Genomic DNA, 25,253 nt, shown 5'->3' with positions numbered 1-25,253 from the left:
CCCGTCATCCTCGGGCCTTCGCCGGAGAGGTACGCGCCGTGAAGAGGGCCAGCGCGGCCATCGGCAGCAGCAGGAGGGCTCCGGCCGCGTTGAGCCAGCCGTAGCCCGCCTGCGCGACGATCAGTCCGGCCGCCGCGCCGCCGACAGCGGCAGCCGAGTTCATCGTCAGGTCCGAGAGCCCCTGCACGGCGGCGCGGGCGGGCTGCGGCACGGAGTCCGTGAGCAGCGCGGAGCCCGAGACCAGCCCGGCGGACCAGCCCAGACCGAGAACGAACAGTCCCGCCGCGGTCTGCCCGTGGCTGCCTCCCGAGGTGCCCGCGAGGAGGGCGGCGAGGGACAGCAGGCCCGCCGCCAGGCCGATCACCGACAGCCGGCCGAGCCTGTCCGCGAGCCAGCCCATGACGGGCGAGAAGGCGTACATGCCGGCGATGTGCCCGCTGATGACCAGCCCCACCAGTTGCAGACCCGCGCCGTGGTGCCCCAGGTGCACCGGCGTCATCGTCATGATCGACACCATCGCGGTGTGCGTGACGGCGACCGTCACCAGGGCCAGGCGGGCTCGCGGGGACGCCTTCACGGCGGCGATGCCCGCCTTCAGGGAGCGGTTCGCGGGAGTGTCGTCCGCCTGTGGGGACAGCGCCCGCGCGGTCAGCAGCGGGTCCGGGCGCATCAGTACGGCGACGATCACCCCGGTGACCAGGAAGATGACGGCGGCCCACACGAACGGGGCCGCCGTCACGGGTATGGAGGTGCCGGAGAAGATACGCCCGGCCGGGGCCGCGATGTTCGGCCCGAGCACCGCGCCGAGGGTCGTCGCCCACACCACCGTGGAGATCGCCCTGGCGCGCCGGTCGGGGGCTGCCAGGTCGGCCGCGGCGAACCGGGCCTGGAGGTTCGCGAGGGACGCCGCGCCGAATCCCGCCATGCCGAGCAGCAGCAGCGGAAAGCTCTCCGCGAGGGCGGCGACCACGACGAGGGCCGCCCCGAGCGCCCCGACCAGGTACGCGAGGACGAAACCGGGCCGCCGTCCGCGCTGCGTCATCAGGGAGGCGAGCGGTACGGACAACAGGGCCGTGCCCACCACGGACGCGGTGGGGGCCAGCCCGGACACGGCCTCGGTGCCGCCGATCTCCGTGGCGAGGACGGGCGCGAGGGTGATGCCGATGGGCACTCCGAGGCCGCCGAGTATCTGGCTCACGATGAGCACGGCGGTGGTACGCCGCTGGAGCGCGGGCAACGCCTCGGCGGAGACGGGGGCGGGCACGGGGGAACTGGTCGTCGTCACTGCCGCAGTGTGCCAGCACGCCTCGGGTGGGCGATACGGGGTTTGCGGGGAAACCGGCGCGGGTCAGAACAGCGGCTGCGGCAGCACCCCCTCCAGCGCCAGCAGTACGCGCTTGGTCTCCAGCCCGCCGCCGAATCCGCCGAGTCCGCCGTCGCTCTCCACCACGCGGTGGCAGGCCACGACGACCGGCAGCGGGTTCGACCCCATGGCGGCGCCGACGGCCTGGGCGGCGCCGGGCTGGCCGACGCGGCGGGCCAGGTCGCCGTACGCGACGACGTTTCCGTACGGCACCGAGTCGTTGAGCTCGCGGAGCACCTGCCGGTTGAAGCCGGTGGTCAGCGACCAGTCGAGGGGAAGGTCGAACTCCCGCAGCTCGCCCGCGAAGTAGGCCGCGAGCTGCCGCGCGGGCTCGGCCAGCCGCGAGCCCGCGCCACCGGGCTCCACGACCTCGACGAGCTCACTTCCCAAGCGGGCGGCCAGCCCGTCGAGGACCTTCTCCCGGACCCGCTCGTCCGCATGCATGGCCACGGTCACCAGCCCGGCCTCGGTGGCGGCCAGGAGAAGGGGCCCGATGCCGCTCCCCACGAGGCCCCACTCGACAACCCCACCCACGTCGCTGTTCACGTTCCCAAGGTACGACCCCCCACTGACAGTGGCTCCGCCCTCAGGACTTCCCGGCCACGCCCCTCACCACATCGGGCCGGTTGCTGATGATCCCGTCCACCCCGAAGCCCTTGACCTTCGCCGCGTTCACCACGTCGTCCACCGTCCAGGTGTTCACCTTCAGCTGCTTCCCGTGGGCCCCCTTCAGCCGGTGCACCGCCGCCACGTACCCCGCGTCGATCGTCCCGTGCTGCGGGTTGATCTGATCGGTGTACGCCGCGTACCGCGGCAGTTCCGCGACCGCCGGGGTGCCGAGGAAGCCGGTGGTCACCGCAGGCACCAGCTCGTGCACCGCGCGCACGCTGTCCGCACTGAAGCTCTGCACGACCAGCCTGCTCCGCACATGGGCGCGGTCCAGCCAGCCCTCCTTGCGCAAGACGGCGACGACGTCCTTCTCGATGCCCGGGTAGAGGGCCGGGTTCTTGACCTCCATCAGCAGCTTCTGGTGGTTCTTGTCGACCCGCTTCAGGTACTGCTTCAGCGTCGGCACGCGCGCGCCCGCGTACGCGGGGCCGAACCAGCTGCCCGCGTCGAGCCGGCGGATCTCCGCCGCCGTGAAGTCCTTGACCTTCCACGGGGCCCGGCCCGGGAAGACCTGCTCCACATCGGTCGTACGCGCCAGGGAGTCGTCGTGGACGATCACCAACTCGCCGTCCTTGGTGCGCTGCACATCGTTCTCCACCCAGTCGACCCCCAGCCGGCGCGCCTTGTCCACGGCGGCGAGCGTGTTCTCGGGGGCGTAGGCGGAGGCGCCGCGGTGGGCGATGACGACGGGGGCGGCGGCAGGGGCGGCGGGGGCGCCCGCGGGGGCGGCCGGGGAGTGGACGACACCGGCGGTCCCGCTCGCGAGAGCGGTCAGGGTCGCTGTGACGGCGAGGGTGGTGAGCATGGATCTCTCCTTGCGCGAGACGACGGCTCGGGCGACCGAGCGTGACAGCTGCGTGCCAATGTGAAACAGGTGCGAAATGGCCATGGGGTGAACGGTGTGACACGTGCATCCATCACGGCCCGTGACAGATCCGGTACACAGGTGACACTTCGGCCGACCGGCCGAACGGGCGGCCCTCCGCTCCCGCACCCCCCCGCTCCCGCGCCCCGGGCGGCCGATCACCGCACGAGTGTCAGTGGTGGGTCGTACGGTGGTTGCATGCGGCCCGTTTCCAAGATCGAACGTACGGTGGCGCCCTTCGAGGTCGTCAGCCCCTACCAGCCCAGCGGTGACCAGCCGGCGGCCATCGCCGAGCTGGAGAAGCGCATTCGCGCAGGTGAGAAGGATGTCGTCCTGCTGGGTGCGACCGGCACGGGCAAGTCGGCGACGACCGCCTGGATGATCGAGAAGCTCCAGCGCCCCACGCTCGTCATGGCCCCCAACAAGACCCTCGCCGCCCAGCTGGCGAACGAGTTCCGGGAGCTCCTGCCGAACAACGCGGTCGAGTACTTCGTCTCGTACTACGACTACTACCAGCCCGAGGCGTACGTCCCGCAGTCGGACACCTACATCGAGAAGGACTCCTCGATCAACGAGGAGGTCGAGCGGCTGCGCCACTCCGCGACGAACTCCCTGCTCACCCGCCGCGACGTCATCGTGGTCGCCTCCGTCTCCTGCATCTACGGCCTCGGCACCCCGCAGGAGTACGTCGACCGCATGGTCAGCCTCAAGGTCGGCGAGGAGATCGACCGCGACGCCCTGCTGCGCCGCTTCGTCGACATCCAGTACAGCCGCAACGACCTCGCCTTCACCCGGGGCACCTTCCGGGTCCGCGGCGACACCATCGAGATCTTCCCGGTCTACGAGGAACTGGCCGTCCGCATCGAGATGTTCGGCGACGAGATCGAGGCCCTGTCCACGCTGCACCCGCTCACCGGCGAGGTCATCAGCGAGGACGACAGCCTGTACGTCTTCCCCGCCAGCCACTACGTCGCGGGCCCCGAGCGCATGGAGAAGGCGGTCAACGGCATCGAGAAGGAGCTCGCCGACCGCCTCGCCGAGCTGGAGAAGCAGGGCAAGATGCTGGAGGCCCAGCGACTGCGCATGCGGACCACCTACGACCTGGAGATGCTCCGGCAGATCGGCAGCTGCTCCGGCATCGAGAACTACTCGATGCACTTCGACGACCGCGCGCCCGGCACCGCCCCGCACACCCTCCTCGACTACTTCCCCGAGGACTTCCTCCTCGTCCTCGACGAGTCGCACGTCACCGTCCCACAGATCGGCGCGATGTACGAGGGCGACGCCTCCCGCAAGCGGACCCTGGTCGACCACGGCTTCCGGCTGCCGTCCGCGCTGGACAACCGCCCCCTGAAGTGGGAGGAGTTCCAGCAGCGGATCGGCCAGACCGTCTACCTGTCCGCGACCCCGGGCACCTACGAACTCTCCCGCGGCGACGGCTTCGTCGAGCAGATCATCCGCCCGACCGGCCTCGTCGACCCGGAGGTCGTCGTCAAGCCGACCGAGGGGCAGATCGACGACCTGGTGCACGAGATCCGGCTGCGCACCGAGCGCGACGAACGCGTCCTGGTCACCACGCTCACCAAGAAGATGGCCGAGGACCTCACCGAGTACTTCCTCGAACTGGGCATCCAGGTGCGCTACCTGCACAGCGACGTCGACACCCTGCGCCGCATCGAGCTGCTGCGCGAACTGCGCGCCGGTGAGTACGACGTACTGGTCGGCATCAACCTGCTGCGCGAGGGCCTCGACCTCCCCGAGGTCTCCCTGGTCGCCATCCTCGACGCCGACAAGCAGGGCTTCCTGCGCTCGGGCACCTCACTGATCCAGACCATCGGCCGCGCGGCGCGCAACGTCTCCGGCCAGGTCCACATGTACGCGGACACGGTCACCCCCGCCATGGCCAAGGCCATCGACGAGACCAACCGCCGCCGCGAGAAGCAGGTCGCGTACAACAAGGAGCACGGCATCGACCCGCAGCCGCTCCGCAAGAAGATCAACGACATCGTCGCGACCATCGCCCGCGAGGAGGTCGACACCGAGGAGCTCCTCGGCACCGACTACCGCAAGCCCAGGACCGGCAAGGACGCCAAGGCGCCCGTCCCGGCGCTCGGCGGCAAGGCGGCGAAGTCCGCGAAGGGGAAGAAGGGCGCGGAGGTCCTCACCGACCGCCCGGCGGCCCAACTGGCCGAGCAGATCGAGGAGATGACCGCCCGGATGCGGGCGGCGGCCGCGGAGCTCCAGTTCGAGGTGGCCGCCCGGCTGCGCGACGAGGTCGGCGAACTCAAGAAGGAGCTGCGGCAGATGAGGGAGGCGGGACAGGCGTGACGCACGGCGCGGGCGCGTCGCGGAGTGTTGCAGGACCGACACAAAAGGCACCGGGGTTGCGACCCTCTCCGGGGAACTGCGTAGGGTGCTGCTCAACCGCACACACGGGCGGTGCTGGGGATCGTGGAGAGGGGTAGCGCGTGACGGTCAACATGACCAAGGGCCAGGCCATCAACCTGCAGAAGAGCGATGGGGGAACCCTGACCGCGGTGCGGATGGGGCTCGGCTGGCAGGCGGCGCCGCGCCGTGGTCTGTTCGGCTCGCGCACCCGCGAGGTCGACCTCGACGCGTCGGCGGTGCTGTTCGCGGACAAGCAGCCGGTGGACGTGGTGTTCTTCCGCCACCTCGTCAGCGACGACGGCTCCGTCAAGCACACCGGGGACAACCTGGTCGGCGGCGCCGGTCAGGGCGGCGACGACGAGTCGATCCTCGTCGACCTGCAGCGCGTTCCGGTCCACATCGACCAGATCGTCTTCACGGTGAACTCCTTCACCGGCCAGACGTTCCAGGAGGTGCAGAACGCGTTCTGCCGCATCGTCGACGAGACCAACGGCCAGGAGATGGCCCGCTTCACGCTCGACGGCGGCGGCCAGTACACCGCCCAGATCATGGCGAAGGTCAGCCGCGCCGGTGCCGGCTGGCAGATGACGGCCCTCGGCAACCCGGCCAACGGGCGCACCTTCCAGGACCTGATGCCGTCGATCCTGCCGCACCTGTAGGACGTACGGACAGAGCACCGCGCAACACCGCACGCGCAGCAACACCGCAGCTCCCGGAGGCAGCAGGCCGCCGGGAGCTGCGATCGACCTGGGGGAGAGACGATGACGGCCGAGCTGGTCCGGGGGCAGAACCACCCCTTGCCCCAGGCCCGTTTGGAGATCCGGGTCTCGGCCGGGCAGCCGGTCGTCGCCGGAGCCACGCTCGGCGACGAGCAGGGCACCGTACGGGGCGTGGAATGGGTGGCCCACCCCGGCACGCCCCAGCTGCCGGGCCTGGAGGTGTCCCGGCAGGCCGCCGCCGACCACCGGCTCGCCGTCGACCTGGGCGCGCTCCCCGAGGACGTGCACCGGGTGAACGTGCTCCTCGCACTGCCGACCGCGGCCGGCTTCCCGGCCCGCTTCGGCGCGGTCGCCGCGCCCTTCGTCGCCGTCACGTCCCTGGACGGCGACGAGGTGGCCACCTTCACGCTCACCGGGCTGGACGCCGAGTCCGCCGTCGTCGCCCTGGAGCTCTACCGGCGAGGAGAGGCCTGGAAGGTACGGGCCGTCGGCCAGGGGTACGCGGGCGGTCTCGCCGAGATGCTCGCCGACCAGGGCCTCGGGCAGGCCCACGAACTGGCCGCCACCATCCAGGAGGCGGTCGGCAGCGGTCTGGCCCGTTCGGTGGCCGCGCCCCCGCCCCGTACCGCCGAGGGCGAACGGTCCCGCAGGCAGGCCTCCCCGGCCCGCCAGGACGCGGCCCGTCAGGACGCAGCCCGCCAGGATGCAGGCCGCCAGGACACGGGCCTCGGTCACCATGCGGGCGCGGGTGCCGATCCCACGGGCCCCTCCGTCCCCGGCCCCACCCCCGGCCCCTCCGCTGCCCCCTCCAGCGCCCCCACCCCGCCGCCCGCCCCGGCCCCGGCCCCCAACGGGCCCGTCAACTACAGCCACCCCCGCCGCAAGGCCGCCGCACCCGCCACACCCCCGCCGCCCCCGCCCGCACCGCCCGGCCGCCCCGAGCCCGCCCCGCACCAGCCCGGCCAGCCGCCGCGCCCCGTCGCGGGCGACGCCTCCGGCTGGTCCCTGGAGGAGCGCCTGTACAACCAGGTCTGGGGCATGTTCGAGGACCTGGCCCGGACCGCCGCCGCCTACCGCAGCGCCGTCGACTTCGCCGAGTCCCGCATGGAGCAGGAGCTCGACAAGGTCCTCTCCGACCCCCGCAGCCGCATCGGCAACGCCGGAGACCTGGCCCGTGAGACCGCCCGCGCCAAGCGCGACCAGCTCGTCGAGCAGGCCCGCGCCGTGCTCGACCGCGACCTCGCCCAGCTGATCGCCGAGTCCGAGGTCGTCGAGCCCGCCCTGCCGCCGTCCTTCGCCCGCTGGGACAACCCGGCCTGGCACGCCTACCGGGTTCCGATGGAGATCCCGATGGCACTGCGCATCGGCGATCTGCACCTGCCGGAGCGGCCCGAGCTGCACATCCCGCTCCTCGTCCGGCTGCCGCTGGAGCGGGGACTGTGGATCGACAGCGGACGGACCGGTTCCGAGGCCGCGATGATGATGGACACCGACCAGCTGCGCCGCCAGTCCATGGACACCGCCGTCGCGCACGCCGCCCGCCTGCTCGGGGCGTACCCGGCCGGTGAGTTCACGGTGCACGTCATCGACCCGGCGGGCTCCGCGCAGGCGGCCCTCGCCCCGCTGGTCAAGTCCGGAGTGCTCGCCGAGCCGCCGGCGGCCGGTGCCCAGGGCGTGCAGAGCGTACTGGCGAAGCTGACCGAGCGGGTCGACCTCGTACAGATGGCGGTCAGGGCAGGGGCGTCGGACGCGCTGCCGCCGCACCTGGACACCGCCGAGCAGCTGCTGATCGTCAACGACTTCCCGCACGGCTTCGACGACCGTGCCGTCACCCAGCTCCGCTACCTCGCGGACGAGGGCCCGTCCGTCGGCGTACACCTGCTGATGGTGGCCGACCGCGAGGAGGCCAGTGCGTACGGTCCGGTGCTCGACCCGCTGTGGCGTTCGCTGCTGCGACTCACCCCGGTGCCCGACGCCCACCTGGCCGATCCATGGGTCGGTCACGCCTGGACGTACGAACCGCTGCTCGCCCCGCCAGGCAGCCAGGTCCTGTGGAACGTGCTCAGCCAGGTGGCTGCCGCGCGCAGGGCCCTGGGCCGGTGAAACGACCCTTTCCCAAGAGCAAGCAAAAGCCACTGACCTGCGTATTTACCTAAACCTTTACTAAGCCCTTTACCTTCTCTTGGTACTTCCTGTACTCTCGGCGGAGCGGAGGGGAGTACTCCCGGCCTGCGATGTACCCGTCAATACGGACCGCCATCGGTCCCGGGGCATCGGCCCGGCGCACGCCATGGAGCGGCTCGGGTGGAAGAGACCTCCGGCAGCGACGACGCTGATTGAGTTGCCGTAGCTATCTGCCGGAGGCGCAGTGGACGTTTCAACGAGCATGTGGGTCTTCACCGTCCTGGGGCTCGCCGCCCTGATCGGTGTGGACTTCCTCATCGGGCGCAAGCCCCACGACGTATCGATCAAGGAAGCCGGGATCTGGACGATCGTCTGGATCGCGCTGGCCGTCCTCTTCGGGTTCGGCCTGATGATCTTCGGTACGACCCAGGCGTCCGCCGAATTCTTCGCCGGCTTCGTCACCGAGAAGTCGCTCAGTGTCGACAACCTCTTCGTCTTCATCCTGATCATGGCGAAGTTCTCGGTGCCCACCCACCTCCAGCAGCGGGTGCTGCTGGTCGGTGTGCTGATCGCCCTGGTCCTGCGCACGATCTTCATCGCGCTCGGTGCCACGGTCATCGCCAACTTCTCCTGGGTCTTCTACATCTTCGGCGCGTTCCTGATCTACACCGCGTGGAAGCTGATCAAGGAGGCGCGGGCCAGCGAAGAGGAGGAGGAGTGGGAGGAGAACCGTCTCCTCAAGGCCGCCGAGCGGCGCTTCGGCGTCGACGACAAGTACAGCGGCACCAAGCTCTTCGTCCAGAAGCACGGCAAGCGCGTCATGACGCCGCTGATGGTCGTCATGCTGGCCATCGGCACCACGGACATCCTGTTCGCACTGGACTCGATCCCCGCGATCTTCGGCCTCACCCAGGACCCGTACATCGTCTTCACCGCGAACGCCTTCGCGCTGATGGGTCTGCGCCAGCTGTACTTCCTGATCGGCGGACTGCTCAAGAAGCTGGTCCACCTGAGCTACGGCCTGTCCGTGATCCTCGGCTTCATCGGCATCAAGCTGGTGCTGCACGCCCTGCACGAGAACGGGGTGGGCGTCCCCGAGATCTCCATCGGCTTCTCGCTGTCGGTCATCGGCGGTGTCCTCGTCATCACGACGATCACCAGCCTGATCGCCAACAAGAAGCGGGAGGCGGCGGAGGCCGCCGAGGCGGCGAAGTCGGACAAGGCGCCGATCGACTCCTGACCAGGAGCTGAGTGACGCAGGAGGAGGTGGACGGCGCCGAAGCCGTCCACCTCCTCTTTTTCCTGCCGGGGTACGGGGATCAGGCCGGAGCCGCCTCCGCCCCGACACCCCGGGCCGCCACCGGCCGCGTCTCCGGCAGCAGCGCGAAGCACCCCAGGCTGAGCAGGGCCATGCCCGTCAGCAGCCCGGCCACACCCCACGGCGGCCCCTCGCCCTGCGACAGGGCGGTCGCGAGGAGCGGGGTGAGCGCCCCGCCGAGCACCCCGGCGAGGTTGTAGCCGACGGCCGCCCCCGTACAGCGCACCCGGGGCTCGTACAGCTCCGGCAGATAGGCGCCGATCACCGAGAACATCGCGGCGAACGAGACCGCTCCGCCGAGGAAGCCCAGGAACATCCACACCGGTTCGGCCGTCGAGAGCAGCGCGATCATCGGGAAGATCCACAGCGTGCTGAGCGTGCACCCCGCCAGACACATCGGCCGCCGCCCGAACCGGTCGCTGAGCACCGCCGCCAGGGGGATCAGCGGCCCCTTCAGGAACACCGCCGCCATGATGCAGCCCAGCATGACCGTGCGCTCCACGCCGAGCCGTTCGGTGCCGTACGCGAGCGCCCAGGTCGACATCGTGTAGACGAGCGCGTAGCCCAGCGAGAGCGCGCCGGCCGTCAGCAGGACCAGGCGCCAGTGGTTGCGTACGATCTCGACGAACGGCGCGCCCGCCCGTTCCCCCTGCTCCGCCAGCCGCTTGAAGTCGGGCGTCTCCTCCAGCGAGCTGCGCAGCAGCAGTCCGGCGGCGGCCAGCAGACCCGCCACCCAGAACGGCACCCGCCAGCCCCACGAGGTGAACTGCGCGTCCGTCAGCAGTGCCGACATCGCCAGCATCACGCCGTTGGCCAGCAGAAATCCGATGGAGGGTCCCGTCTGCGGGAAACTCGCCCACAGGGCACGGCGGTTGGCGGGCGCGTGCTCGGCGGTCAGCAGCACCGCCCCGCCCCACTCGCCGCCGAGGCCCAGGCCCTGGAGGAAGCGGAGCAGGAGCAGCAGGACGGGCGCGAGGATGCCGAGGGAGTCGTAGGTGGGCAGACAGCCGACCGCGACGGTGGCCACTCCGGTCAGGATCAACGAAGAGAAGAGAACGGGCCGTCGGCCGAATCGGTCACCGATGTGCCCGAAGAGAACAGCACCGATCGGGCGGGCCAGGAAGCCGACGCCGAAGGTGCCGAAGGCGGCGAGGGTGCCCGCGAGGGGCGAGAAGGACGGGAAGAAGAGCGGCCCCAGGACGAGGGCGGCGGCCGTTCCGTAGATCGCGAAGTCGTAGAACTCGATGGCCGTTCCGGCGAGCGAGGCGGTGGCGAGCCGCAGCATCGAGGGGGACTGGGCCGGTGATTCCGGTGATTGTGGTGACTGTTGAGGGAGGGATTCCGAAGCGTGCATGCGCCCTCGTTACCCTGTGCCGCACTGCCCCGAGGGGCAATCCCCGACTAGTCGTACCGACGCGCCGGAAAAGATCACCCGGGAGGTCAGCGTACGAGGTCACTCCATGGGCAGCGTGAAGCTGTGCCGGGTCTGCCAGCGCTGCCCCGTCACCAGGGTGACCTTGCCGCTCTTCATGCCGTAGACGACCGACCACTGGGTGTGCGACTGCGCGACGGTGCGCAGCAGGTCCACCGACTGTGCCTGTCCCAGTGCGCCCTTCGCCGTGTCGAGCACGCCGGTCGCCGCCCTGTAGCGCCAGTCGTTCTGGCGGGCGCCCACCGGGGTGTCGGCGAACGTGAAGTTGACGGCGCCGTTCCACGGCTGCCGGCCGCGCTCGGCGACCGCGATCTTCCCGTCGACGAGCTCCACCACGGCGGAGTCGCCGGTCGCGTCGGCCAGGAAGTAGTGCAGCGGAGGGCTGTCGGTGAAGTCGAGTTCGTACGTGTCGAAGAACTTGAGCGCCTCCGCGACGGTGGCCGCCTTGTCGAGGGCGATCCGCACGATGCGCGTACTGCCCACCTTCTTGCCGCCCTTGGGCCCTTCCGCCCGGTCGACGGACGCGAAGCCGACGGCCAGGCCCTTGCTGTTCATCCCGTCGAAGGGCAGCAACGGGGCCTGGAGCAGACCCCGTTTGCCCCGCTCGGTGGTGAAGTCGGCCGCGCTGCGCAGCCCGAGGTAGGTGGTGTCGACGACGGACACCGACGCGTAGCCGTCCGGCGGGTCGGTGTAGAGCAGCAGCGCCGGGCCGTGCTGCCAGTCGAAGTTCCGCGCGAACTGGGGGTCCGCGCGGTTGCCGTGGGCGAAGAAGAGCGAGCAGCCGAAGCCCGCGTCGGCCGGAACGGGCACCGTCGGCGGGGTGACCTCGCGCAGCCGGTCGTACGTGCCCTCGTAGCGCAGTTGCCACAGGGGGTGGTCGTCCACCTTGCGCAGCGACCTCAGCTTGGCGGCGTCCGCCGCGGGGAGCGCGCCCGTGGAGGTCACCGGAGCCGGGCGTTCCGGGCGATCCGAGGCGGGGGCCGCCGTGCAGCCGGACAACAGCACGGCAAGTGCGAGCAGCGGGGCGGCTGTCGCGGCGGCCGCCCTGGACGTCCTCATGGCTCGGCCCTCCCTGGGCGCTCCCCTCCACTATGCGCGCGGAACGAGTGCCACCGGGAGGGCCGTGCAGGACGCCGGCGCCGGAGCCTGCTACCAGCCGCGCTCGCGCCATTCCGCCAGCTTCGGCCGCTCGTCGCCGAGCGTGGTGTCGCCGCCGTGCCCCGGGTAGACCCAGGACTCGTCGGGCAGCCGGTCGAAGATCTGCCGCTGTACGTCGCCGAGCAGCGAGGCGAACGCGTCCGCGCTGCCCCAGGTGTTGCCCACGCCGCCGGGGAAGAGGCAGTCCCCGGTGAAGACGTGCGGGTGGCCGTGCGGGTCGTCGTAGGTCAGGACGATGCTGCCCGGGGTGTGACCGGCGAGGTGCCGGGCGGTCAGCTCGACCCGTCCCACCCGTACCGTGTCGCCGTCCTCCACGAGGACGTCCGTGGGGACGTCGATCCCCTCCGCGTCGTACCTCCCGGCGTAGGTGCGCGCCCCGGTGGCCGCCACGACCTCCGCGAGAGCCTGCCAGTGGTCGCCGTGCTGATGAGTGGTGACGACGGAGGCAATCCCGTCGTCACCGATCAGCGTCAGCAGGGTGTGCGGTTCGGCCGCGGCGTCGATCAGGAGCTGCTCGCCGGTGGCCCGGCAGCGCAGCAGATAGGCGTTGTTGTTCATCGACCCGACCGCGACCTTCGAGATCATCAGGTCCTTGAGCTCGTGCACATCCGCGGGCCCGCCGACCTTCACCACTCCGCTGTATGTCATGGCGGGCAGCCTACTGCCGTGCCTACAGCGGAGGCAGTACGGGCAGCGGGCCGCCCGTGGCGGTCAGCGCGGCCCCGTCGCGGCGGCCCGCCAGCCAGCCCAGCAGATCGGCGGCCCCGCCCGTCACGGTCACCGCGTCGCCGTCCGTGCCGCCGGTGGTCCACTGCCGTCCGTCGGCGGCGGTCAGCGTCGTCGGAGGCACCGTCGCATTTCCCGCGAAGCGGTCCGCGAGGAACTCGATCTCGCGCCCGGTGAACTCCTGGGGCAGGTCCTCCAGCGTGTAGCCGATCCCCAGGTCGACGTGGTGCAGCTCGATCTCGACGAGCCGCCGGAACGGCACCCGGGAGGCGGAGTCGGTGATTCCGTTGCGCAGCTCCACGGTCCGCGACCAGTCCGCGGGCGCGTCGGCCGCCCGCGCGAAGGCGTCGGCCGTGGACCGTACGTCCGCCAGCTGTACGTCGAGGGGGCGCGGGGCGTCGCGCTGGATGTCGCCGTCCCTGGCCTCGGCGCTCTCGTACATGGGGCGGCCGGCCAGTACGTTCAGCAGGGCGTCGGCGTTGCGGGCCAGGTGGGCCAGCACATGGCCGCGCGTCCAGCCGGGAAGCCGTGACGGTTCGGCGACGGCGGCGTTGTCCAGCTTGGCCGCGGCGGCGAGCAGACGGTTCGTGGCGTCGCTCAGCAGGGCCAGATCGTGCACATGATCATTCATGAGGCAGACGATAGGCCGCAGCGCAAGACTGAGCCACTCGTTCGGGTGAAGCGAGAGGCGTATGGCTCCTAATCGAATGTACGTGCTATACGCTCGAAGGGAACATCCGAGCCCCGGACAACCGTTGAACCGAACGGTGTCCCAGGACCCGGCACCCAGCACATGCACAGCGCCCGCTCCTCCGTGCGGCGCTGGCACCCCACCCCAGCAGCCTGCTTCCCGGCACCCTGCTTCTTCCCAAGAAAGGTGCGGACCGGCGTGGCCGACCGTCTCATCGTTCGTGGCGCTCGCGAGCACAACCTCAAGAACGTCTCGCTCGACCTTCCCCGCGACTCCCTCATCGTGTTCACGGGGCTCTCCGGGTCGGGCAAGTCCTCCCTCGCGTTCGACACGATCTTCGCCGAGGGGCAGCGCCGCTACGTCGAGTCGCTCTCCTCGTACGCCCGGCAGTTCCTCGGCCAGATGGACAAGCCGGACGTTGACTTCATCGAGGGCCTCTCCCCGGCGGTCTCCATCGACCAGAAGTCGACCTCGCGCAACCCGCGCTCGACGGTCGGCACCATCACCGAGGTCTACGACTACCTCCGCCTGCTCTTCGCCCGGATCGGCAAGCCGCACTGTCCCGAGTGCCACCGGCCGATCTCCCGGCAGTCCCCGCAGGCCATCGTCGACAAGGTCCTGGAGCTGCCCGAGGGCAGCCGCTTCCAGGTGCTCTCGCCGCTGGTGCGCGAGCGCAAGGGCGAGTTCGTCGACCTCTTCGCCGACCTCCAGACCAAGGGATTCAGCCGCGCCCGGGTCGACGGCGAGACCATCCAGCTCACCGAGCCGCCCACGCTCAAGAAGCAGGAGAAGCACACGATCGAGGTGGTCGTCGACCGCCTCACCGTCAAGGAGAGCGCCAAGCGCCGCCTGACCGACTCGGTGGAGACCGCCCTCGGCCTCTCCGGCGGCATGATCATCCTTGACTTCGTGGACCTCGACGCGGACGACCCGGACCGCGAGCGGATGTACTCCGAGCACCTCTACTGCACCTACGACGACCTGTCGTTCGAGGAGCTGGAGCCGCGCTCGTTCTCCTTCAACTCGCCCTTCGGCGCCTGCCCCGACTGCTCCGGCATCGGTACGCGGATGGAGGTCGACGCCGAGCTGATCGTGCCCGACCCGGAGAAGTCCCTCGACGAGGGCGCCATCCACCCCTGGTCGCACGGCCACACCAAGGACTACTTCGCCCGCCTGATCAACGCCCTGGCGAGCGAACTCGGCTTCAGTACGGAGATGCCCTGGGCGGGCCTCCCGCAGCGCGCCAAGAAGGCACTGCTGTACGGCCACAAGACCCAGATCGAGGTCCGCTACCGCAACCGGTACGGCCGCGAGCGCGCCTACACCACCTCCTTCGAAGGGGCCGTCCCCTTCGTGAAGCGGCGGCACGCGGAGTCCGACAGCGACTCCAGCCGCGAGCGCTTCGAGGGCTACATGCGGGAGGTGCCCTGCCCCACCTGTGAGGGCACCCGCCTCAAGCCGCTCGTCCTCGCGGTCACGGTGATGGACAAGTCCATCGCCGAGGTCTCCGCGATGTCGATCAGCGAGTGCGCCGACTTCCTGCTCCAGCTGACCCTCAACGCCCGCGACAAGAAGATCGCCGAGCGGGTCCTCAAGGAGGTCAACGAGCGGCTGCGCTTCCTCGTCGACGTCGGCCTCGACTACCTCTCGCTCAACCGCCCGGCGGGCTCCCTCTCCGGCGGCGAGGCACAGCGCATCCGCCTCGCCACCCAGATCGGCTCCGGACTGGTCGGCGTCCTGTACGTACTGGACGAGCCGTCCATCGGCCTGCACCAGCGCGACAACCACCGCCTCATCGAGACGCTGGTACGGCTGCGCGACATGGGCAACACCCTGATCGTCGTCGAGCACGACGAGGACACCATGAAGGTGGCCGACTGGATCGTCGACATCGGCCCCGGCGCCGGTGAGCACGGCGGCCAGGTGGTGCACAGCGGGTCCATGAAGGGGCTGCTCGCCAACAAGCAGTCGATCACCGGCCAGTACCTCTCCGGGAAGCGGGCCATCCCGACCCCGGACGTACGCCGCCCCGTCGACCCGGGGCGCCAGCTCGTCGTGCACGGCGCCCGCGAGAACAACCTGCGGGACATCGACGTGTCCTTCCCGCTGGGCGTCCTCACCGCCGTCACCGGAGTCTCCGGATCCGGCAAGTCCACGCTGGTCAACGACATCCTCTACACCCACCTGGCACGCGAGCTGAACGGGGCGCGCAGCGTTCCCGGACGGCACACGCGCGTGGCGGGCGACGACCTCCTCGACAAGGTCGTGCACGTCGACCAGTCGCCGATCGGCCGCACCCCCCGGTCCAACCCGGCGACGTACACCGGTGTCTTCGACAAGATCCGCAAGCTGTTCGCGGAGACGACGGAGGCGAAGGTCCGCGGCTACCAGCAGGGCCGGTTCTCCTTCAACGTCAAGGGCGGCCGCTGCGAGAACTGCTCCGGCGACGGCACCATCAAGATCGAGATGAACTTCCTGCCGGACGTCTACGTCCCGTGCGAGGTGTGCCACGGCGCGCGCTACAACCGCGAGACGCTCGAAGTGCACTACAAGGGCAAGAACATCGCCGAGGTCCTCAACATGCCGATCGAGGAGGCCCTCGACTTCTTCGAGCCGGTCACCTCGATCGCCCGCTACCTCAAGACGCTCGACGAGGTCGGGCTCGGGTACGTGCGCCTGGGGCAGGCCGCCACCACCCTCTCCGGCGGTGAGGCGCAGCGCGTCAAGCTGGCCGCCGAACTCCAGAAGCGGTCCTCCGGGCGGAGCGTGTACATCCTCGACGAGCCGACCACGGGTCTGCACTTCGAGGACATCAGCAAGCTCATCAAGATCCTGGAGGGCCTGGTCGAGAAGGGGAACTCGGTGATCGTCATCGAGCACAACCTCGACGTCATCAAGACGGCCGACTGGGTCGTGGACATGGGGCCCGAGGGCGGCAAGGGCGGCGGCCTGGTCGTCGCGGAGGGCACGCCGGAGGAGGTCGCGGGGGTGGCCGCGAGCCACACGGGCAAGTTCCTGCGGGACATCCTGGACCCGAGCAGGATCAGTGACGCGACGCCGGCGGTGAAGAAGGCTCCGGCGCGCAAGCCGGCGGCCAAGAAGGCGGTGGCGAAGAAGGCGGCGGCAAAGGCTCCGGCTCCGGCCAAGCAGGCGGCCAAGAAGCCCGCCTCCGCCGCCAAGAAGGCCACCACCCGGTGATTCCCGGCACCGGCGCCGACCCAGCGCCGGTGCCGTCCGGTCCCGCGCGCGGCCGAGGGGAGCGCGCGTCCGGTGAGGGCGGGGGAGGGAAGCTGCCGTCCCCGGCCGGGGCGCTCCCCGTCCCCGTCCCCGCCCCCGGTATCGTCGATCAGGCACCACCACCCCCTCGTACCACGGGAGACACCATGTCCGGCCAGCCCACCCCCCGCCGCACCGTGCTCAAGAGCGCCGCACTCGCCGGCGCGGCCGGACTGGGCGTGGCCGCCTGCTCCACCGAGTCCAAGCTGGGGCACGCCGAGACGCCGACCCCCACCGCCCCGGTCGACCTCGGCGACGCCACGGCCGTCCCGGTCGGCGGCGCCAAGCTGTACCGCGAGCAGCGGCTGGTCGTCAGCTGCCCGGCCAAGGGCGAGTACAAGGCGTTCAGCGCCCAGTGCACCCACGCGGGCTGCGTCCTGGACAAGCTGGAGGCCAACGAGGGCAACTGCCCCTGCCACGGCAGCCGGTTCGACGTCACCACCGGCAAGGCCCTCAAGGGCCCCGCCACCGCCCCGCTGCCCGCCGTCCCGGTCAAGGTGAAGGACGGCAAGCTGGTGGCGGGTCCGGACGCCTGAGAGCGGTCACGCACGGACCACGGCGGGCCTAGTCCCAGTCCCAGTCCACCCCCAGGATCCCCGGCCGCACCCCCTGCTCCACGAAGTGCACCGTCCCGTGCCGCCCGCTCAGCGTCAGGTCCTGGCGTGCCGTGCGCGGCGCCACGGCCGACGTCTGGGCGAAGCGACGGCAGCGTACCGGCAGGGCCGCCTCGTCGAAGCGGACCTGCAGTACGTACTGTCCGCCCGCGAAGCTGAAGCCCCGTACGTACTCGCCGCTCTGACCACCTGTGCCGTCCTCGAAGCCGTACCCGAAGAGGTACGTGTCCCCGGCCCGCAGCCGTGCGTCGAAGAGCAGTTCCGCGATCACCAGACCCGTCTCCCGCTGCCAGCGCACCCGCCCCGTACGGCAGTTCTCCCGCGCCCGCACCACCACCCGCTCCGGATCGCAGCCCGGGTCGCCGTGGTGGATGGCGAGGTAGCGGTCGATGCCGTCCCGGTGCGCCCGTACGACCTGCTGCGAATCGCGGCCCACCAGCGCCCGGTCGGGGCCGATCCGTACCCGCTCGTGGTGGCCGACCGTGTGCAGCCCGCCGTCCTGCGGCGACTCCAGCTCGGCGAGGAGCCGCTCCACCGCGCCCGACGCCTCCACCAGCGCCCGGTAGGACCGCGTCGCGGGCCGCTCCGACTCGCCGCCCGGGCCCTCCGCCACCAGCAGCCGGATCAGCGACTCGGCCGGCAGCTTCAGCACCGCCTCCAACTCCCGTACCGCCCGCAGCGATTCGGGCCGCTGCGGGCGGCGCGCCCCCTGCTGCCAGTAGCTCAGGCTGGTCACTCCGACCTTGACGCCCCGGCCCGCCAGATGGTGCTGCACCCGCTGCAACGGCAGCCCGCGCAGCGCCAGCGCCGCCCGCAGCGCCAGATGGAACGGCCCGGTGCGCAGCAGCAGTTCGAGGTCCGCCCCGGCGGGTTCGTGGGGGAGTGCCTGGGCCGGGAGTGTCTGGCCCGTAAGCGTCCGGGCCGGTACGGGATGCTCCGGAAGGCCGGTGTCCGGCGACGGGTGCTGCCGCATCACAGCTCCTTGGGGTGGCGGTGAACATTCACGACGGCACACCGCACCGGCCTGCCGCCGTCGGTGAAGCGGGCTGGTGGGCGGGAACCGGGCGTTCACACCCCGGTCACACCGTTCACAGCACCGCGTCACCCCGCATTGAAGCGTGTTGACCTGCACTCGACAACACCCGATGCTCCTCAGCAGCGTCCGGACGCGCTCCTCCATCAATCCCCGCCACGGGAGGAACGCGATGCGCCACCCCACCCACAGGAGACGGCTCACCCAGGCCGTCCTCGCCACCGCCACCGCGGCCCTGCTCGCCGTCCCCACGGCGACAGCGACCGCAGCACCCGTCCCCGTCCCCACCCCCGCACCTGTCCCCGTCGTACAGGCGGACGACCAGGCGGCCCCGCAGGCCCCGCTGCTCGCCGCCAAGCGCCTCAACATCACCATGCAGGCCCAGGAGAAGACCAACTGGTGCTGGGCCGCCGGCGGCAACACCATCGCCAACTGGTTCCGCAGGAACTACAGCCAGAACCAGTTCTGCAACGCCGCCTTCGGCCGCAACCAGAACACCGCCTGCCCCAACAACCAGGCCACCCTGGGCAACGTCCAGAACGGTCTCGACTGGGCGGGCATCAACCCCGGCTCGTACGTCACCGGCTATCTGCGCTACACCACCGTGCAGAGCGAGATCACCGCCGACCGCCCCATCGAGACCCGCATCCAGTGGCAGAGCGGCGGCGGCCACATGCACGTCATCTACGGGTACGACACCGCCAGCAGCTGGGTCTACTGGGGCGACCCGTGGCAGACCAGCAGCCGCTACAACTGGGGCTCGCACGCCTGGTACGTGAACAACAACTCCTTCTCCTGGACCCACTCGCTGTACAAGATCGGGGCGTGACGAGGATGACCTCCCACTTCGGATCCGCCGCGGTCGCCGCCGTCACCGCCACCCTCCTGCTCGGCTCCGCCGCCGAGGCCACCGCGGCCGGCGGTCCCGTCCCCAAGCCCGACAAGGCCGCCGCACACAAGGCGGCCACCGCCCCCGCCACCCTCGACACCCTGTCCCGCTTCTTCGCCAGGGACGGCGCGGTCAGCCGCAGCGCCGCCGCCCCGCGCGTGCAGGGGGCGACCGTCGAGGTCAACACGCTCTCCCCGGACTTCGTCGCGGGCCGCTCCGGTGCCCCGGTCGGACAGCTGGAGTTCATGGCATCCACGGCCGTCTCCTCGGACGGCCAGAAGGCCTCGCTGTGGACCGCGCCCCTCCAGGGCAAGTGGCAGGTGGTGAACATCGCCACCGGCGACGACGAGACCCGCTACGCGGCCGAGGGCGCCCGCAGGCTCCCCGGCGGCACCGTCTTCCGCGAACCCCAGATCGACGCCTGGTACGTCGCCGACACCACGCGCGTGCTGCCCCTGGACGAGGACGCCGCCCGCGCGGTCGGCGCCAAGGGCACCACCCTGGCCGCGTACCGGACCCGAGTCCACAAGGCGTACGCCGACAAGCTCCCCGGCACCGCCTACGCCAAGGAGGGCAAGGCGGGCGGCTACGCGCAGCAGCAGACCACCGGCACCCCGGCGGCGAGCGACGCGCAGCCCGCCGCGAGCACCACCCCGTCGGCGCCCCTGGCCGCGGCAGGGGGAGCCGCCCTGCTCGCCCTCGCGGGCTTCACCGTCGTACGCCGGCGCCGCCGCGAGCAGCAGTGACCGGACCGCCGCACGGCACGGCAGCCGGACCGCCGCGCGGCACGATCGCACCGCACCTGCTGTAACAGTCGGGGCGTCCCACCCGGGGCGCCCCGACTGTCAGTGCCCGCAAGTACGCTTGCGGGCATGGCAGACCCGTCCAGCTACAGGCCCCGGCCGGGGCAGATTCCCGACTCCCCGGGGGTCTACAAATTCCGCGACGAGCACCGCCGGGTGATCTACGTCGGGAAGGCCAAGAGCCTGCGCCCGCGCCTGTCCTCGTACTTCCAGGACCTGGCCAACCTCCACCCGCGCACCCGCACCATGGTCACCACCGCCGCGTCCGTGGAGTGGACGGTGGTGTCCACCGAGGTCGAGGCGCTCCAGCTGGAGTACTCCTGGATCAAGGAGTTCGACCCCCGGTTCAACGTCAAGTACCGCGACGACAAGAGCTATCCGTCCCTCGCGGTGACCTTGAACGAGGAGTTCCCCCGCGTGCAGGTCATGCGCGGCCCCAAGAAGAAGGGCGTGCGCTACTTCGGTCCGTACGGCCACGCCTGGGCGATCCGCGAGACCGTCGACCTGATGCTCCGCGTCTTCCCCGTCCGCACCTGCTCCGCCGGGGTGTTCAAGAACGCGGCCCGCTCCGGCCGCCCCTGCCTGCTCGGCTACATCGGCAAGTGCTCCGCCCCCTGCGTCGGCCGCGTCACCCCCGAGGAGCACCGCGAACTGGCCGAGGACTTCTGCGACTTCATGGCCGGCCGCACCGGTACGTACCTCAAGCGCATCGAGCAGCAGATGATGATCGCCGCCGAGGACATGGAGTACGAGAAGGCCGCCCGCCTCCGCGACGACATAGAGGCACTCAAGCGGGCCCTGGAGAAGAACGCGATCGTCTTCAACGACGCCACCGACGCCGACCTCATCGCCCTGGCCGAGGACGAGCTGGAGGCCGCCGTGCAGATCTTCCACGTACGCGGCGGACGCGTGCGCGGCCAGCGCGGCTGGGTCACCGACAAGGTGGAGAACGTCGACACGGCCGGCCTCGTCGAGCACGCCCTCCAGCAGCTGTACGGGGAGGAGAGCGGCGACGCGGTGCCCAAGGAGGTCCTGGTCCCCGCGCTCCCCGAGGACGCCGCCGCCGTCAACCAGTGGCTGGCCGGCAAGCGCGGGTCGAACGTCTCGCTGCGCATCCCGCAGCGCGGCGACAAGAAGGACCTGATGGCCACGGTCCAGCGCAACGCCCAGCAGGCCCTGATCCTGCACAAGACCAAGCGCGCCTCCGACCTCACCACCCGCTCCCGGGCCCTGGAGGAGATCGCCGAGGCCCTGGACCTGGACGGCGCACCGCTGCGGATCGAATGCTTCGACATCTCGCACCTCCAGGGGGACGATGTCGTCGCGTCGATGGTGGTCTTCGAGGACGGGCTGGCGCGCAAGAGCGAGTACCGGCGCTTCGAGATCAAGAGCTTCGAGGGGCAGGACGACGTCCGGTCCATGCACGAGGTGATCGGGCGCAGGTTCAAGCGGTACCTGCAGAACAAGGAGCAGACGGGGGAGTGGGTGGGCGGTGAGGTCTCGGCGGAGGCGGCGGACGAGGACGACGGGAAGCCCAAGCGGTTCGCCTACCCGCCGCAGCTCGTGGTCGTCGACGGTGGCCAGCCGCAGGTGGCGGCGGCCAAGCGGGCGCTCGACGAGCTCGGCATCGACGACGTCGCCGTCTGCGGTCTGGCCAAGCGGCTCGAAGAGGTCTGGCTGCCCGACGAGGACGACCCGGTGGTGCTGCCCCGCAGCAGCGAGGGCCTCTACCTCCTCCAGCGGGTGCGTGACGAGGCCCACCGCTTCGCCATCACCTACCAGCGCAACAAACGGGCCAAGCGCTTCCGCAGCGGTCCTCTCGACGAGGTCCCCGGACTGGGCGAGACCCGCAAGCAGGCACTGCTCAAGCACTTCGGTTCGGTGAAGAGGCTGCGATCCGCCACAATTGACCAGATCTGCGAGGTTCCCGGCATCGGACGCAAGACCGCCGAGACCGTCGCCGCCACCCTCGCGAACGCGGCCCCGGCCGCACCCGCCGTGAACACGGCGACAGGAGAGATCATTGAGGACGACGAGGCAACCGCAACCGCGGCAGTCCCGTCGGAGAACGGGGGCAGCACAGATGACCGAACAGCGCCAAGAACATGACCCGGTCCAGGACCGCGACCAGGTCCAGGACCGCGACAGAGACGGAGCACACGTGAGTACGGGCACGACGCGGGACACCGCCGAGCCGGCCGAGACGCCCATCCCCGAGCTGGTCATCATCTCCGGCATGTCCGGGGCCGGCCGCAGCACGGCCGCGAAGTGCCTGGAGGACCTCGGCTGGTTCGTCGTCGACAACCTGCCGCCCGCGCTGATCCCCACCATGGTGGAGCTCGGCGCCCGCTCCCAGGGGAACGTGGCCCGCATCGCCGTCGTCGTCGACGTCCGCGGCCGCCGCTTCTTCGACAACCTCCGCGAGTCCCTCGCCGACCTCGACGCCAAGGGCGTCACCCGGCGCATCGTCTTCCTGGAGTCCTCCGACGACGCACTGGTCCGCCGCTTCGAGTCGGTCCGCCGCCCGCACCCCCTCCAGGGCGACGGCCGCATCACCGACGGCATCGCCGCCGAGCGCGACCTGCTGCGCGAGCTGCGCGGCGACGCCGACCTGGTGATCGACACCTCCAGCCTCAACGTCCACGAGCTGCGCGCCAAGATGGACGCCCAGTTCGCCGGCGACGAGGAGCCGGAGCTGCGCGCCACCGTCATGTCCTTCGGCTACAAGTACGGCCTGCCCGTCGACGCCGACCTGGTCGTGGACTGCCGCTTCCTGCCCAACCCGCACTGGGTCCCGGAGCTGCGCCCCTTCACCGGCCTCAACGAGGAGGTGTCCGGCTACGTCTTCAACCAGCCCGGCGCCAAGGAGTTCCTCGACCAGTACACCGAGCTGCTCCAGCTGATCGCCACCGGCTACCGCCGCGAGGGCAAGCGGTACGTCACCATCGCCGTCGGCTGCACCGGCGGCAAGCACCGCTCGGTCGCCATGTCCGAGAAGCTCGCCGCCCGCCTCGCCTCCGAGGGCGTCGAGACCGTCGTCGTACACCGGGACATGGGGCGCGAGTGACCAACCGCACTGTCCGGCTGCGCCGTCTGCGCCGGGTCACCCCCGGCCTGGACGGCTCACCGGCCCCGCGCGCCGCACGCGCCAAGCGCGGCGCCACGCCCAAGGTCGTCGCCCTCGGCGGCGGCATGGGCCTGTCGGCGTCGCTCGCCGCGCTGCGCCGGATCACCGGCGACCTCACCGCGGTGGTCACCGTCGCCGACGACGGCGGCTCCAGCGGCCGGCTCCGGGAGGAGCTGGGCGTGCTGCCCCCCGGCGACCTGCGCAAGGCCCTGGCGGCCCTGTGCGGGGACGACGACTGGGGCCAGACCTGGTCGCGGGTCATCCAGCACCGCTTCCAGTCCAAGGGCGACCTGCACGAGCACGCGGTCGGCAACCTGCTGATCGTCGCCCTGTGGGAACAGCTCGGCGACCACGTCCAGGCCCTGGACCTGGTCGGCAAGCTCCTCGGCGCGCACGGCCGGGTGCTGCCCATGTCGGCGGTCCCGCTGGAGCTCCAGGCGCTCGTACGGGGCCACGACCCGGCGCGCCCGGACGACGTCGACACCGTACGGGGGCAGGCGACGGTCGCGCTCACCCCCGGCGAGGTCCAGTCGGTGCACCTCGTACCGCACGATCCGCCCGCCGTTCCGGAGGCCGTGGCGGCGGTTCTTGACGCCGACTGGGTGGTTCTCGGACCCGGTTCCTGGTTCTCCTCGGTGATCCCCCACCTACTGGTGCCGGAACTGCTCGATGCCCTGGTGGAGACCAAGGCGAGGCGGATCCTGTCCCTCAATCTGGCACCCCAGCCGGGCGAAACCGAGGGCTTTTCACCGCAGCGTCATTTGGAGGTTTTGGCCCGACACGCCCCTAAACTCGCCCTCGACGTGGTGCTGGCCGATCAGGCCGCCGTGCCCGACCTTCCCTCACTCGCCGATGCCGCAAAACGGTTCGGTGCGACGGTCGAGCTGGCGCCGGTGGCCCGGCCCGACGGAGCCCCCAAGCACGACCCGGAGCTCCTGGCAGCCGCGTACGACCGTATTTTTCGGATGCATGGAAGGATCGGCCCATGGCGATGACGGCAGCGGTGAAGGACGAAATCTCCCGGCTCCCCGTCACCCGGACCTGCTGCAGAAAGGCGGAGGTCTCGGCGATCCTCAGGTTCGCGGGCGGACTCCACCTGGTCAGTGGTCGCATCGTGATCGAGGCGGAGCTGGACACGAGCTACGCGGCACGCAGGCTCAAGAAGGACATCCTGGAGATCTTCGGGCACAGCTCGGAGCTGGTGGTGATGGCCCCCAGCGGACTGCGCCGGGGTTCGCGCTATCTCGTACGGGTGGTGGCGGGCGGCGACCAACTGGCGCGCCAGACCGGCCTCGTGGACGGCCGCGGACGGCCCATCCGGGGTCTCCCGCCGCAGGTGGTCTCCGGAGCCACCTGTGACGCCGAGGCGGCCTGGCGCGGGGCCTTCCTCGCGCACGGCTCCCTCACCGAGCCCGGCAGGTCCTCCTCGCTGGAGGTCACCTGCCCCGGCCCGGAGGCGGCGCTCGCCCTGGTCGGCGCGGCCCGCAGGCTCTCCATCGGCGCCAAGGCGCGCGAGGTGCGCGGCGTGGACCGGGTCGTCGTACGGGACGGCGACGCGATCGGCGCCCTGCTGACCCGGCTCGGCGCCCACGAGTCCGTACTGGCCTGGGAGGAGCGGCGGATGCGCCGCGAGGTCCGGGCCACCGCCAACCGGCTCGCCAACTTCGACGACGCCAACCTGCGCCGCTCGGCGCGTGCCGCGGTCGCCGCCGGGGCCCGCGTACAGCGTGCGCTGGAGATCCTCGGCGAGGAGGTGCCCGAGCACCTCGCGGCGGCCGGCCGGCTGCGCATGGAGCACAAGCAGGCCTCGCTGGAGGAGCTGGGCGCACTCGCCGACCCGCCGCTCACCAAGGACGCGGTCGCGGGCCGGATCCGCCGGCTGCTTGCCATGGCGGACAAGCGCGCCCAGGACCTCGGCATCCCCGGTACGGAGTGCAATCTGACCGAGGACATGACCGAGGAGATCGAGGAAGAAATGGCCAAGGGTCTGGCCAACGGAATGGCCGGTGGTCTCACCGGCGCCATGGGCGGCTGATCCGCACCGCCTCCGCCGAATCC

20 protein-coding genes are annotated in these 25,253 nt (G+C 70.9%); 12 read left to right on the top strand and 8 right to left on the bottom strand.

The window, feature by feature from the left end; genetic code table 11:
- Nucleotides 1–4: 4 nt before the first annotated feature.
- The 3 genes from ACZ5PB_RS28235 to ACZ5PB_RS28225 all read right to left on the bottom strand — a co-directional run bounded on the left by ACZ5PB_RS28235 (nucleotide 5) and on the right by ACZ5PB_RS28225 (nucleotide 2,837).
- Entirely contained in the window at nucleotides 5–1,285 is a 1,281-nt protein-coding gene (locus ACZ5PB_RS28235) for an MFS transporter (RefSeq protein WP_468694832.1), read from the bottom strand.
- A 63-nt stretch (nucleotides 1,286–1,348) separates the two neighbouring features.
- The gene (locus ACZ5PB_RS28230) at nucleotides 1,349–1,909 is read right to left on the bottom strand and encodes a methylated-DNA--[protein]-cysteine S-methyltransferase (protein WP_468694830.1); all 561 of its coding nucleotides are present in this window, start codon (nucleotides 1,907–1,909) and stop codon (nucleotides 1,349–1,351) included.
- Between the two features lie 40 nt (nucleotides 1,910–1,949).
- Entirely contained in the window at nucleotides 1,950–2,837 is an 888-nt protein-coding gene (locus tag ACZ5PB_RS28225; protein WP_468694829.1) for a glycerophosphodiester phosphodiesterase, read from the bottom strand.
- Nucleotides 2,838–3,095: 258 nt separating this feature from the next.
- On the opposite strand from ACZ5PB_RS28225, the gene uvrB reads away from it, so the two are divergent.
- The 4 genes from uvrB to ACZ5PB_RS28205 all read left to right on the top strand — a co-directional run bounded on the left by uvrB (nucleotide 3,096) and on the right by ACZ5PB_RS28205 (nucleotide 9,368).
- Complete coding sequence (gene uvrB, locus ACZ5PB_RS28220; RefSeq protein WP_468694827.1) at nucleotides 3,096–5,225, top strand: excinuclease ABC subunit UvrB; 2,130 nt, start codon at nucleotides 3,096–3,098, stop codon at nucleotides 5,223–5,225.
- Between the two features lie 140 nt (nucleotides 5,226–5,365).
- Nucleotides 5,366–5,944, top strand: a complete 579-nt coding sequence (locus tag ACZ5PB_RS28215) for a TerD family protein (protein WP_468694825.1) — start codon at nucleotides 5,366–5,368, stop codon at nucleotides 5,942–5,944.
- Nucleotides 5,945–6,046: 102 nt separating this feature from the next.
- Nucleotides 6,047–8,107, top strand: coding sequence for a TerD family protein (locus ACZ5PB_RS28210; protein WP_468694823.1), 2,061 nt, complete (start codon nucleotides 6,047–6,049; stop codon nucleotides 8,105–8,107).
- Nucleotides 8,108–8,390: 283 nt separating this feature from the next.
- Entirely contained in the window at nucleotides 8,391–9,368 is a 978-nt protein-coding gene (locus ACZ5PB_RS28205) for a TerC family protein (protein WP_468694925.1), read from the top strand.
- A gap of 79 nt (nucleotides 9,369–9,447) precedes the next feature.
- On the opposite strand, the gene ACZ5PB_RS28200 is transcribed toward ACZ5PB_RS28205, so the two are convergent.
- The 4 genes from ACZ5PB_RS28200 to ACZ5PB_RS28185 form a co-directional block, all read right to left on the bottom strand.
- Nucleotides 9,448–10,731, bottom strand: a complete 1,284-nt coding sequence (locus ACZ5PB_RS28200) for an MFS transporter (protein WP_468694924.1) — start codon at nucleotides 10,729–10,731, stop codon at nucleotides 9,448–9,450.
- Nucleotides 10,732–10,899: 168 nt separating this feature from the next.
- On the bottom strand, nucleotides 10,900–11,937 hold the full coding sequence (locus ACZ5PB_RS28195; protein ID WP_468694821.1) for a carcinine hydrolase/isopenicillin-N N-acyltransferase family protein: 1,038 nt from the start codon (nucleotides 11,935–11,937) through the stop codon (nucleotides 10,900–10,902).
- 90 nt (nucleotides 11,938–12,027) lie between these two features.
- Nucleotides 12,028–12,684, bottom strand: a complete 657-nt coding sequence (locus ACZ5PB_RS28190; protein ID WP_468694819.1) for an MBL fold metallo-hydrolase — start codon at nucleotides 12,682–12,684, stop codon at nucleotides 12,028–12,030.
- Nucleotides 12,685–12,706: 22 nt separating this feature from the next.
- Nucleotides 12,707–13,393 carry a maleylpyruvate isomerase family mycothiol-dependent enzyme gene (locus ACZ5PB_RS28185; protein ID WP_468694817.1) on the bottom strand — a complete coding sequence of 229 codons (687 nt, stop codon included), beginning with the start codon at nucleotides 13,391–13,393 and terminating at the stop codon, nucleotides 12,707–12,709.
- 258 nt (nucleotides 13,394–13,651) lie between these two features.
- On the opposite strand from ACZ5PB_RS28185, the gene uvrA reads away from it, so the two are divergent.
- Both uvrA and ACZ5PB_RS28175 read left to right on the top strand, forming a co-directional pair.
- Nucleotides 13,652–16,651, top strand: coding sequence for an excinuclease ABC subunit UvrA (gene uvrA, locus ACZ5PB_RS28180; protein ID WP_468694816.1), 3,000 nt, complete (start codon nucleotides 13,652–13,654; stop codon nucleotides 16,649–16,651).
- A gap of 185 nt (nucleotides 16,652–16,836) precedes the next feature.
- Nucleotides 16,837–17,265 carry a Rieske (2Fe-2S) protein gene (locus ACZ5PB_RS28175; protein WP_468694814.1) on the top strand — a complete coding sequence of 143 codons (429 nt, stop codon included), beginning with the start codon at nucleotides 16,837–16,839 and terminating at the stop codon, nucleotides 17,263–17,265.
- A gap of 28 nt (nucleotides 17,266–17,293) precedes the next feature.
- Here ACZ5PB_RS28175 and ACZ5PB_RS28170 read toward each other — a convergent pair whose 3' ends face one another.
- The gene (locus ACZ5PB_RS28170) at nucleotides 17,294–18,316 is read right to left on the bottom strand and encodes a hypothetical protein (RefSeq protein ID WP_468694812.1); all 1,023 of its coding nucleotides are present in this window, start codon (nucleotides 18,314–18,316) and stop codon (nucleotides 17,294–17,296) included.
- A gap of 232 nt (nucleotides 18,317–18,548) precedes the next feature.
- Between ACZ5PB_RS28170 and ACZ5PB_RS28165 the strand changes: the two genes are divergently transcribed.
- From ACZ5PB_RS28165 to whiA, 6 genes are all read left to right on the top strand, one after another.
- Nucleotides 18,549–19,205, top strand: a complete 657-nt coding sequence (locus ACZ5PB_RS28165) for a papain-like cysteine protease family protein (RefSeq protein ID WP_468694811.1) — start codon at nucleotides 18,549–18,551, stop codon at nucleotides 19,203–19,205.
- 5 nt (nucleotides 19,206–19,210) lie between these two features.
- A complete protein-coding gene (locus tag ACZ5PB_RS28160) occupies nucleotides 19,211–20,011 on the top strand; it encodes a hypothetical protein (protein ID WP_468694922.1) in 801 nt (266 codons plus the stop codon).
- Nucleotides 20,012–20,137: 126 nt separating this feature from the next.
- Complete coding sequence (gene uvrC / locus ACZ5PB_RS28155; protein WP_468694809.1) at nucleotides 20,138–22,177, top strand: excinuclease ABC subunit UvrC; 2,040 nt, start codon at nucleotides 20,138–20,140, stop codon at nucleotides 22,175–22,177.
- Entirely contained in the window at nucleotides 22,152–23,135 is a 984-nt protein-coding gene (gene rapZ / locus ACZ5PB_RS28150) for an RNase adapter RapZ (protein WP_468694807.1), read from the top strand. Before uvrC ends, rapZ begins: the two co-directional genes overlap by 26 nt.
- On the top strand, nucleotides 23,132–24,190 hold the full coding sequence (locus tag ACZ5PB_RS28145; RefSeq protein WP_468694805.1) for a gluconeogenesis factor YvcK family protein: 1,059 nt from the start codon (nucleotides 23,132–23,134) through the stop codon (nucleotides 24,188–24,190). Before rapZ ends, ACZ5PB_RS28145 begins: the two co-directional genes overlap by 4 nt.
- Complete coding sequence (gene whiA, locus ACZ5PB_RS28140) at nucleotides 24,181–25,230, top strand: DNA-binding protein WhiA (RefSeq protein ID WP_468694804.1); 1,050 nt, start codon at nucleotides 24,181–24,183, stop codon at nucleotides 25,228–25,230. The genes ACZ5PB_RS28145 and whiA overlap by 10 nt, the downstream gene beginning before the upstream one ends.
- The last annotated feature ends 23 nt before the right edge of the window (nucleotides 25,231–25,253 follow it).

It is taken from the genome of Streptomyces sp. NPDC032721, assembly GCF_055579625.1.
This window is presented reverse-complemented; position numbering and strand designations above follow the sequence as displayed.